This window comes from Sphingomonas sp. (assembly GCF_051962185.1).
GTDB lineage: Bacteria > Pseudomonadota > Alphaproteobacteria > Sphingomonadales > Sphingomonadaceae > Sphingomonas.
Map to the genome: position 1 here is coordinate 1 of NZ_JBQCCN010000172.1, position 10,300 is coordinate 10,300.

General features: G+C 65.7%; 13 protein-coding genes. 8 read left to right on the plus strand and 5 right to left on the minus strand.

The features are described from left to right. From ACTHJR_RS10750 to ACTHJR_RS10765, 4 genes are all read right to left on the minus strand, one after another. The coding region (locus ACTHJR_RS10750) for a F0F1 ATP synthase subunit gamma (RefSeq protein ID WP_440523163.1) at window positions 1-386 on the minus strand (386 nt) is incomplete at its 3' end. A 169-nt stretch (window positions 387-555) separates the two neighbouring features. Continuing rightward, complete coding sequence (gene atpA / locus ACTHJR_RS10755) at window positions 556-2,085, minus strand: F0F1 ATP synthase subunit alpha (RefSeq protein ID WP_440523164.1); 1,530 nt, start codon at window positions 2,083-2,085, stop codon at window positions 556-558. An 11-nt stretch (window positions 2,086-2,096) separates the two neighbouring features. Further along, on the minus strand, window positions 2,097-2,651 hold the full coding sequence (locus tag ACTHJR_RS10760) for a F0F1 ATP synthase subunit delta (protein WP_440523165.1): 555 nt from the start codon (window positions 2,649-2,651) through the stop codon (window positions 2,097-2,099). Between the two features lie 119 nt (window positions 2,652-2,770). Continuing rightward, window positions 2,771-3,277, minus strand: a complete 507-nt coding sequence (locus ACTHJR_RS10765; protein WP_440523166.1) for a hypothetical protein — start codon at window positions 3,275-3,277, stop codon at window positions 2,771-2,773. 122 nt (window positions 3,278-3,399) lie between these two features. Here ACTHJR_RS10765 and ACTHJR_RS10770 point away from each other — a divergent pair, with 122 nt between their 5' ends. From ACTHJR_RS10770 to ACTHJR_RS10805, 8 genes are all read left to right on the plus strand, one after another. Beyond that, a complete protein-coding gene (locus ACTHJR_RS10770; RefSeq protein WP_440523167.1) occupies window positions 3,400-4,248 on the plus strand; it encodes a hypothetical protein in 849 nt (282 codons plus the stop codon). Between the two features lie 84 nt (window positions 4,249-4,332). Beyond that, entirely contained in the window at window positions 4,333-4,989 is a 657-nt protein-coding gene (locus ACTHJR_RS10775) for a hypothetical protein (protein ID WP_440523169.1), read from the plus strand. Window positions 4,990-5,008: 19 nt separating this feature from the next. Then, window positions 5,009-5,815: an alpha/beta hydrolase gene (locus ACTHJR_RS10780; protein ID WP_440523170.1), complete on the plus strand. Its 807-nt coding sequence runs from the start codon at window positions 5,009-5,011 to the stop codon at window positions 5,813-5,815. 41 nt (window positions 5,816-5,856) lie between these two features. Then, window positions 5,857-6,552: a M24 family metallopeptidase gene (locus tag ACTHJR_RS10785; protein ID WP_440523171.1), complete on the plus strand. Its 696-nt coding sequence runs from the start codon at window positions 5,857-5,859 to the stop codon at window positions 6,550-6,552. Window positions 6,553-6,594: 42 nt separating this feature from the next. Continuing rightward, the gene (locus tag ACTHJR_RS10790; protein ID WP_440523172.1) at window positions 6,595-7,032 is read left to right on the plus strand and encodes a hypothetical protein; all 438 of its coding nucleotides are present in this window, start codon (window positions 6,595-6,597) and stop codon (window positions 7,030-7,032) included. Window positions 7,033-7,037: 5 nt separating this feature from the next. Beyond that, window positions 7,038-7,562, plus strand: coding sequence for a GNAT family N-acetyltransferase (locus ACTHJR_RS10795; protein WP_440523173.1), 525 nt, complete (start codon window positions 7,038-7,040; stop codon window positions 7,560-7,562). Between the two features lie 66 nt (window positions 7,563-7,628). Beyond that, window positions 7,629-8,666, plus strand: a complete 1,038-nt coding sequence (ada, locus tag ACTHJR_RS10800; protein WP_440523174.1) for a bifunctional DNA-binding transcriptional regulator/O6-methylguanine-DNA methyltransferase Ada — start codon at window positions 7,629-7,631, stop codon at window positions 8,664-8,666. Beyond that, window positions 8,666-9,133, plus strand: a complete 468-nt coding sequence (locus tag ACTHJR_RS10805; protein ID WP_440523175.1) for a DUF1203 domain-containing protein — start codon at window positions 8,666-8,668, stop codon at window positions 9,131-9,133. Before ada ends, ACTHJR_RS10805 begins: the two co-directional genes overlap by 1 nt. Before the next feature lie 303 nt (window positions 9,134-9,436). Here the strand turns inward: ACTHJR_RS10805 and ACTHJR_RS10810 are convergent. Continuing rightward, on the minus strand, window positions 9,437-10,300 hold an 864-nt coding region (locus tag ACTHJR_RS10810), incomplete at its 5' end, for an alpha/beta hydrolase-fold protein (RefSeq protein WP_440523176.1).

The following is a 10,300-nucleotide window of genomic DNA, read 5'->3' on the forward strand; positions in this document are numbered from 1 at the left end:
AGCACCGGCCGGCCCTTGCGGCCGACGATGTAGAACAGCACCGTCTTGCCCTGGCTGATCAGCTCGTCGGCCTTGCGGCGCACCGCGCGGACGATGTTGCTGCTGAACGCTCCGGCAAGCCCGCGGTCCGCGGTTGCAAGGACGATTAGGTGAGTGGCATCCTTGCCCGTGCCGGCAAGCAGCTTGGGGGTCTGCGGGCCAACCGTCACGCGCGAAGCAAGCGACTGAACAACGTCGGTCATCCGCGAAGAATAGGGACGGCCGGCCTCGGCGTTCTGCTGCGCTCGGCGAAGCTTTGCCGCGGCGACCATCTTCATCGCCTTGGTGATCTTCTGCGTCGACTTCACCGAGCCGATGCGGATCTTGAGGGCCTTAAGACTTGCCATCGTAACCTTCTCTGCCTCTCCCGCTCGCGGGAGAGGATACGGAGACTTGGCAGCTTGCTGCCTAGTCGGAGTTGGTGAGGGTCTTCTTTCTTCTTCTCGCTTCAACCGCCTGGAAGAAGAAAGAAGACCCTCACCCAACCCTCTCCCGCACGCGGGAGAGGGCTAGAACTTACGCAAACGTCTTCGCGAAGGCGTCGAGCGCGGCCTTGAGCTGGTCGCGGACGTCGTCCTTCAGGTCCTTGCTGTCGCGAATCGCCTTCAGCACGCCGGCATGGTTGGCGCGCAGGTCGGCGAGCATCGCCGCTTCGTAGCGCACCACCGCCTCGACCGGCACGTTGTCGAGATAGCCCTGCGTGCCGGCGAAGATCGACGCGGTCTGCTCCTCGAACGGCAGCGGGCTGAACTGCGGCTGCTTGAGCAGCTCGGTCAGGCGGGCGCCGCGGTTGAGCAGCTTCTGCGTCGAGGCGTCGAGGTCCGAGCCGAACTGCGCGAACGCCGCCATCTCGCGATACTGGGCGAGCTCGAGCTTGATCGAGCCCGACACCTTCTTCATTGCCTTGGTCTGCGCGGCCGAGCCGACGCGGCTGACCGACAGGCCGACGTTGATCGCCGGACGGATGCCCGCGAAGAACAGGTCGGTCTCAAGGAAGATCTGGCCGTCGGTGATCGAGATCACGTTGGTCGGGATGTAGGCCGACACGTCGCCCGCCTGGGTTTCGATGATCGGCAAGGCGGTCAGCGAGCCGCCGCCATTCGCGTCCGACATCTTGGCGGCGCGCTCGAGCAGGCGCGAGTGGAGATAGAAGACGTCGCCCGGATAGGCTTCGCGGCCCGGCGGGCGGCGCAGCAGCAGCGACATCTGGCGATAGGCGACCGCCTGCTTCGACAGATCGTCGAACACGATCAGCGCGTGCATGCCGTTGTCACGGAAATACTCGCCCATCGCGGTGCCGGTGTACGGCGCGAGGAACTGCAGCGGGGCGGGGTCCGACGCGGTCGCGGCGACGACGATGGAATATTCCATCGCGCCATTCTCTTCGAGCGTGCGGACGAGCTGCGCGACGGTCGAGCGCTTCTGGCCGACCGCGACATAGACGCAGTACAGCTTCTTCTTCTCGTCCGAGCCGGCGTTGACCGTCTTCTGGTTGATGAAGGTGTCGATCGCGACGGCCGACTTGCCGGTCTGGCGGTCGCCGATGATCAGCTCGCGCTGGCCGCGGCCGACCGGTACGAGCGCGTCGATCGCCTTGAGGCCCGACTGCATCGGTTCGCTGACCGACTGGCGCGGGATGATGCCCGGCGCCTTCACTTCGACGCGGCTGCGCTGCTCGGCGACGATCGGGCCCTTGCCGTCGATCGGGTTGCCGAGGCCGTCGACCACGCGGCCGAGCAGGCCCTTGCCGACGGGCACGTCGACGATGGTGCCGGTGCGCTTGACGGTGTCGCCCTCGCGGATTTCGGCGTCCGAGCCAAAGATCACGACGCCGACATTGTCGGCTTCGAGGTTGAGCGCCATGCCCTGCACGCCATTGGCGAACTCGACCATCTCGCCGGCCTGGACGTTGTCGAGGCCGTGGATGCGAGCGATGCCGTCACCGACCGAAAGCACCTGACCGGTTTCCGAGACCTCGGCCTCGGTGCCGAAATTGGCGATCTGGTCCTTGATGACCTTCGAGATTTCTGCGGCGCGGATATCCATAGTCTTAGCTTTCAGCCTTTCATCGCGTGCGCGAGGGTATTGAGACGGGTGCGGATCGAGCTGTCGATCATCTGCGACCCAATGCGGACGACCAGGCCGCCGAGCAGCGACTGGTCAACGTTCAGATCCACGGCGACCTCGCGGCCGACGCGCTGGCGGAGCTGCTGCTTGAGCTCGATCACCTGCGCCTCGCTCAGCGGGTGCGCGGAGGTCACCTCGGCGGTGGTCTCGCCGCGATAGCTCGACGCCAGGCCGCGGAACGCGCGGATGATCGCCGGCAGCTGGGCGAGGCGGCGGTTCTGCGCCAGCACGCCCAGGAACTTGGTAGTGGTCGCGTCGAGCTTCATCGCGGCCGCCGCGGCGGCAACGCCCTTGGCGGCGTCGGCGCGGCCGATCAGCGGGCTGGTGGTCAGCGCCTTGAAGTCGGCCGAATCACCCAATGCCTGCCGGACCGTGGCCAAGCTCGCTTCGACCGTGTCGATCGACTTCGATTCGCGGGCGAGCTCGAACAGCGCGGTTGCGTACCGTCCACCTAAGCTCGCTTGAATACCGCCGGATTGCTCCACGCGATGATGGTCCTTTTCAAAGGGTATGTGGCCCCATACGAAAAGAGGGCGGCCCTGAGGCGCCCTCTATGGGTTGGCGCGCGGTTAGCATCGGGGGGCGGGGGATGCAACCCGGTGCGTTAGGACGAGGTGCAGAGGCTGGAGCCGTTCAACTTGGGAAGCGGCTTGCCGGCCACCATGTCGCGGTACAGCTTTTCTGTCTTGGGAAGCGGGCCTTTGCCGTGCGTCGCGTCCAGCTCGGCGTTGAAGACTGCCTCCATCGTTTTCAATTCGACGCTGGAACAGAGCTGATAGCCTTCAAAATAATATTGCATGACGACGCAGTCGTTGCCGCCCAGCATGCCCTTGCCGGCACATCGGCTGTGCACGCTGGGCTCGCACATCGACTGCATATCCGCGCCCGGCATGCGGCGTTCGAATTCTGCCCAGCATTTTGCTGCTCCGTTCCGCCCGGCGCGCCGCTCGCAACGGCACGACGTCTCGGCAAGCCGTTGCAGGCGATCCAATTGGAATTGAGGCATCGACATCGTGCGAACTTCGGTTGGGTGAATCGCGACAAATGCACCAGCAACCAGCGATCCCACGCCGATCGTAGTGCATACCGCATTGATGATGTTGCGTGACATGCCCCCTCCGTTTGGAGGAACTTAGCAGTATCGAGCCTCTCCAACAGGGCGGTTTTCGCCTATCCCCGCTTGACCGATCAAGCGAGGAGGTGTGCAAAAGCGCAGAGAGGGGGAGGCCCGAGATGGACGTCGAACTCGCCGAAGAACGCGTGCTGGTCCTCGCCGACCGGTTCAACATGGACCATGCCGAGGGGCGCGCCTGGACCAAGCGCACCGAGGCGTTCGGGACGATGGCGCGGATCACCGGTTTCCTGTCGCGGCCCAAAGACGACGACTATGAGGTCGTCTATCGCGAGCGGCGGTTGCAGCCTTTCTTCCGGATAGGCTGCACCGCGACGATGACCTATGAGCGACACAAGGAGTATCGCGTCGCGGTCGACGCCAACGTTGCCCGGGTCGAGGTCGACGGCAAGGCGCACGAGGTCACCAGCGGCGGCTTCGCGCTGACCGGCATCGAGACCTGTCACGACGAGATCCATCGCGAGGTCTATTACGACGCGATCAGCGGCAGCCCCGAGCCGGCCGCCGCCCACTATCTCCAGCACGAGGCGACCGTGACCGATGCCGCGGGCCTCGCCAAGGCAGCCGCCGACGGCGCCGTGGTGGTGCCGCCCCAAGCCAAGGCGTCGATGCTGGTGCGCGACGTGCTGGCGAGTTCGATCGAACGGATCGAAGCGGACAAGGTGCTCGAGGAGAAGCTCTCGCTCCATCACATCGACCTCTACTACCGCCCGGTCTATGCCTTCCGCTATCGTTGGCAGGGCAAGGAGGCGGTGGTCGAATTCGACGGCGTCAGCGGCGAGACGCGGACCGGCGGCAATACGTTCGAGCAATTTCTCGGCCGCAGCATCGATGCGGAATTCCTGATCAATGCCGGGGTCGAGGCGGCCGGCATCTTCATTCCCGGCGCGCGGCTGGCCGAGATCGTCATCTCGAAGAGCATGAAGGCGCAGAAGGACAAGAAGAAATAGCGGCCGCGACCGTTCTCCCCTTTCGGCGGGACAGACCTCCGGTTAGGAATGCCGATCAGGGGTCGTGGACACCAGGGGGGGATCATGAAATCATTGTTTTGGGTGTTGGCCGCGTTGCCGTTGATCGCGGCGTCGCCGGCGCCGGACGCCAAGCAGGCCGACTTCCAGGTCGGTGGCGTATCCTTCTCGTTGCCATTGCCCGCCGGCTATTGCCTGCCCGCCGGCAAGGATGCCGCGGTCGCGAAATTGATGGCGGCGGGCGATACGACCAACACGACCGATTTGACGCTCGTTCGCTGCGACGAGGGGATCGTGCCCGGGGCGAACGACTACACATATGTAAAGACACCGGTGGCGGCGTTGCAGATCACGATCGACCGACCGACCCTGCTCGCCCAGCTCGGCGCGGAATTCGGCAAGACGATCGACACCACGAGTGCGTCCAGTCAAGCCGGCAAGAAACTGTCGGAAGTGGCCGGCATGAAGATCGACATCAGTGGTAGTTTCGCGCCGCGCGGCAAGGACGATGTGTGCGGCTATATGGCCGGCGTCCTGCACGTCGCGACGGACAAGATCAGCTACGATCAGCCCATCGCGGTGTGCATCACGTCGGTCGGCGGGCGCGTGCTGTCGGTCTATCGGACAGGAAAAAAGAATGACGAGGCCGGAATTCTGGCTCTGATGCGCGAGGCGCGCCTGCTGGCGCTGACGATCAAGCCGGGCAAGGGCATTTCCCTCTGACCCGGCGAACGGGCGGGCGATGAGACGGCTCGCGATCCGTGCGCTGTTCGTCTTCGTCCTGCTGTACGTCGCGGTCGTCGGCACGCTCTACGTTTTCCAGCGCCGGCTGATCTATCCCGGCTGGTCGCTGGGAACGGCGGCGGTCGATCCCGATCGCAGCGGATATCGGGACATCGAGGTAACGACCTCCGACGGATTGCGCGGCCGCCTGTTCTATCACCCGCCGCAGCCGGGCAAGTCGGTCATCCTGTTCTTTCACGGCAATGGCGATTCGGTGCTGGGCAGCATGGTCGCGATGCAACGCCTGGTTGCCGATGGCTATGGCGCGGTGCTGCCGGAATATCGCGGCTTCAACGGCGCGGCGGGCATTCCCGACGAGCAAGGCCTCTATCGCGACGCGCGCGCGGCGCGCGCGTGGATGACGGCGAATGCGATCGGTCCCGACCGGACGGTGATCATCGGCTATTCGCTGGGCACGGGCGTCGCCGCGCAGATGGCGCTGGAGCAAGCGCCTCGCGCACTGGTGCTGATCGCGCCTTATGCCAGCATCGCCCATGTCACTGCGGCGCGCTTCTGGTGGTTGCCGGCGAATCTCCTGGTCAGCGAACGCTTCGACACCTTGTCCAAGATCGGCCGCATCGGCTGTCCGATCCTGCTCATTCATGGTGCCGTCGACACCACGATCCCAGCCGAAAACAGCGCCTTGCTCAAGGAATTGCGCCCCGATGCCGATCGCGCGCTCTTTCCCGGCGTCGGGCATGAGGTGGTATTCACGCAACCCGCCCAGGCGCTCATCGCGCGCTGGCTCGATCGGCATCGCCTGTGACCGACTGGTCCGCTGCGCGGTGATTGCTTATGGCATTGCCCATGACCCACGCCACGCTCTCGTCCGGCGCTCGCCACGCCGAGCTTCACGCCGCCCAGGATCTGGCGCTGGCATTGCTCGATCGCATCGAATCGCTCGGGCTGATCGCGGCGGGGCGCACCGAGCGTGAGGTCGAGCAGGACATCTACGCCCTCGCGCGCGACGAATTCGGGGTCGAGAAGCATTGGCACAAACGGATCGTCCATGCCGGCGTCAACGGCCTCGCCACCGCGCGCGAGAACCCGCCGGTGCTGACGATCGCGGAGGACGATCTGGTGTTCCTCGATCTCGGCCCGGTGTTCGACGATTGGGAAGCGGACGTCGGCCGCTCCTATGTGGTGGGCAACGATCCCGACAAGATTCGGCTCGTCGCCGACCTTCCGGTGCAGTTCGAACGCGTGAAGGCGCAGTTCGACGCGCATCCCGACATCACCGGCGCCGAACTCTACCGTTTCGCCTGCGACAGCGCCGCGGCGGCCGGCTGGCGGTTCGGCGGCGTCATCGCCGGGCATGTCGTCGGCGAATTCCCGCACGCGCATCTGCCCGGCGACAAGGATTTCTACCGCATCAACCCGGAAAACGTGACGCGATTGCGCGATCCCGATCCCTTGGGCAACGATCGGTTCTGGATCCTGGAAATCCATCTGGTCGATCCCGCCGGCCGCTATGGCGGCTTCTACGAGCGGCTGATGTCCTGAACCGGCTTGTCCGGTCTCCGTTTGCTGCCATAACGGCGCGCGATGAAAGCCACCACGCTCCGCAGCCTGCGCCAATGGCACCAATATATCGGCGTCTTTCTGGCCCCCGCCATCCTGTTCTTCTCGTTCAGCGGCCTGATCCAGGTCATCGGATGGCAGGATGCGCGTAATCCGCCGCCGCCGGGCTGGGTCTCGGCGATCGCCGGCATCCACAAGGACCAGGCGTTGCCCAAGCCGCGCCCGCCCGCGCCTTCGCCCGATCGCAAGCCGCCTGCCGCGAAGGCCGGCGGGCATGACGACGATCACGACCATGGCGGGTTCGCGCCGCTCAAGATCTTCGCCCTGCTGACCGCGATCGGTCTGTTCACGACGACGCTGATCGGCCTGACGATCGCACTCGGCACGCGCGCGATGCGCCGCAAGTCGCTGATCGCATTGGGGCTCGGTGTCGTGGTGCCGATCGTCCTGCTGGTCCTTTGACAGCGATGTTCGACCGCCAGCCGCGCCTCACCGGCGAACTGATCGAACTTCGCCCGGCGACGCCGGACGATTTCGACGCCTTGTTCGCGGTCGGCTCCGACCCGCTGATCTGGGAAGTCCATCCCGCGCATGATCGCTGGCAGGAGACGGTGTTCCGCCGTTTCTTCGCCGACGGACTCGCCTCGGCCGGGATGCTGGTCGCGATCGACCGCGCGACCGGCGGCGTGATCGGCAGCTCGCGCTACGATTTCGAGCGCGCCGAACCGGGCGAAGTGGAGATCGGCTGGACCTTCCTGGCGCGGTCGCATTGGGGCGGGCGCTACAATGGCGAGATGAAGCGGATGATGCTCGACCATGCCTTCAGCGGCGGTGGGGTCGAGCGCGCGATCTTCCTGATCGGCGAGACCAATGTCCGCTCGCGCCGCGCGATCGAGAAGATCGGCGGCCGACTGACCGATCGCATCCACCAGGCCGATATGGCCGGCTTCTCCGCCACGCACGTCATCTACGCCATCGACCGGCCGGCCTGATCGCTCCATCGTTTTGGCCGCAAGCGGCGGGATGTGGCGCAGGGCGGAGCGGCCTACATAGGCTGCATGACGACCGAGACCTCCATCGATATCGACGCCGCCTGGACGGCATTCGAGACCCGCGACCGTGCGCAGGACGGCCGCTTCGTCGTCGCGGTCAGGACGACCGGCATCTATTGCAAGCCGAGCTGCCCGGCCCGGCATCCGCGGCGCGAGAATGTCGCCTTCTACCGCGACCCGGCCGCGGCGCGCGAGGCGGGTTTTCGCGCCTGCCTGCGCTGCAAGCCCGACGAGGTCGGCCGCGACCGCGTCGCGGTGGCCAATGCCGTCGCGTTGCTCGAAGCGGCCGAGGAGGCGATCCCGCTCGACGAGCTGGCAGCGGAGGTCGGCTATGCGCCGCACCATTTCCATCGGCTGTTCAAACGCGCCACCGGCGTGACGCCCGCCGCCTATTTTCGCGGCCTTCGCGCGACCCGCGTCGCGGAGGCGCTCAAACAGGAAGCGTCGGTCACCAACGCGATCTACGAGGCGGGCTATTCGGCGCCGAGCCGCTTCTACGAAGGCGGCGCCAAGCGGCTGGGCATGACGCCGAGCGCCTGGCGCCAGGGCGGGGCGGGGGCCACGGTCCGCTGGGCGATCGCCGATACCAGCCTGGGTAAATTGCTGATCGCCGCGACCGACAAGGGATTGTGCCGCGTTGCGTTCGACGAGGATGCGATCGATCTCGCCCGGCATTTCCCCAAGGCCGAGATCGTGCCCGGCGGTGCGGCGCTCGCCGAACTTGCCGCGCGCGTCGTCGCCAAGGTCGAATCGCCCGAGCGCGACCAGAATCTGCCGATCGACGTCCAGGGCACCGCGTTCCAGGAAGCCGTGTGGCAGGCGCTGCGCGCCATCCCGGCGGGCGAGACGCGATCCTATGCCGAACTCGCCGCTCTCGCCGGCAGCCCCAAGGCGGTGCGCGCCGTGGGCAGCGCGTGCGGCGCCAACCATATCGCGGTGGTGATCCCGTGCCACCGCGCGCAGCGCAGCGACGGATCGCTGGGCGGCTATGCCTATGGCGTCGACCGCAAGGCGGTTCTGCTCAATCGTGAAGGAGTGAAGTGATGGCCTATGTGATCCGCGGGCTCGATCCCGCTCCGTTCAAACCGCTTTATGGCTTGAGCGACGGCGAATTGGCGGCGTTCGGCGCAGTGCGCCGGCGGGCCGACGAGAAGCCGGGTTTCCCCTGCCGCGTGACGCTGGAGGATGCGGAGCCGGGTGAGGACTTGATCCTGATCAACTACCAGCATCTGCCGGTCGATAGCCCCTATCGCGCGACCTACGCGATCTTCGTCCGCGAAGGTGCCACCGAGGCGGCCGAATATCATGACGAAGTGCCGCTGCAATTGTCCCGCCGCCTGCTCGCGCTCCGCGCGTTCGACGCCGAGGGCATGTTGCTCAAGGGCGACGTGATGGACGGTGGCGAGCTCGCCGCGACGATCGAGCCGTGGCTGGAGGATCCGAACGTGGCGTATCTTCAGGCGTACAACGCGCGCCCCGGCTGCTTCGCGGCGCGGATCGACAGGGCGTGACGTTTTGTTGCCCCCGTGTGAGCGGGAGGTGATCGGCTCGCACAAAAACGCAAAGACGCGAAGCGATTGAGTTTCACGGCTCCCCTTCGTCACCCGGCCTTGTGCCGGGGTCCACTGGGCAACTATCGCGAGACTATCGGTTCCAGCGTGAACCTCGCCGCCCATGCTCTTGGTACGGCGGATGCCGGCACAAGGCCGGCATGATGGATGGGGCGAAGTCTTCGGTGCTTCGTCAATGACAAGTGAGACGCTTCGTGACTTTGCGTCTTTGTGCGACAACCATTTTGAGATTGAGGTTGGCGTCTAATTGGAGGGCCGCTTCACCCCCGGCCGCGCCACGGCGTACATCGCCCAGGCATTGTCCTTCATCAGCGCCATCTTGTCGCCGCCGCGCTCGTACAGGTCGAAATGCGTCTTGTCGGGCAGGTAGGTGAAGCTCGCCCTGATCCGTGCCTTGGCCATCGCCGCCTCGAGCAGATGCGCCGCGCCGTCGAGATAGAAAGTGTCGGCGGTCCCCACCGTCAGGTGGATCTTGCCGTCGAGATCGGGGCGCAGCGCGGCGGCGTCGCGGGTGACGATGTTGGCGACGTCGTAATTGTCGCGCCAATAAGCGGCAACCGCGGGATCGACCTTGCCCGTCGCGCGATCGAATACCGGCACCGGCCGGCCATCGGCGCCGCGCGGACTGAACACCCATTCGAACGAGGCGATCTGGCCGCCATAGGCGCCCAGCACCGCCTCGGCGCGGGCGAATTGCTCCATCGTCGCGATCACCTTGCCATGGTCGCGGACCAGCGGGATCGGTTGTCCCTTGGCGTCGTGGTAGAAATTGGCGTTCGCCGCGTAGAGATCGATGCCGGTGAAGTTATGGAAATCGCTCGGATCGGGCGAGGTCGGCCAGCTGCCGCCGAACAGTTTGGGATAGCGGACCTGCAGCCACAAGGTCGACCAGCCGCCCGAGCTGTGTCCGGTAAGGAAGCGCCCGCTCGGTCGTGCATCCATCGCATATTGGCGCTCGAGTGCGGGAATCAGTTCAGCGGTCAGCGCCTTGCCCCACGGGCCGTTATTGGCCGAATCGGCGAATTCGTTGGTGCCGGTCGCGCCGCTATGATCGAGGAACACCCAGATCATCGGCGGCAATTGACGCTCGGCCATCATCATCTGGGT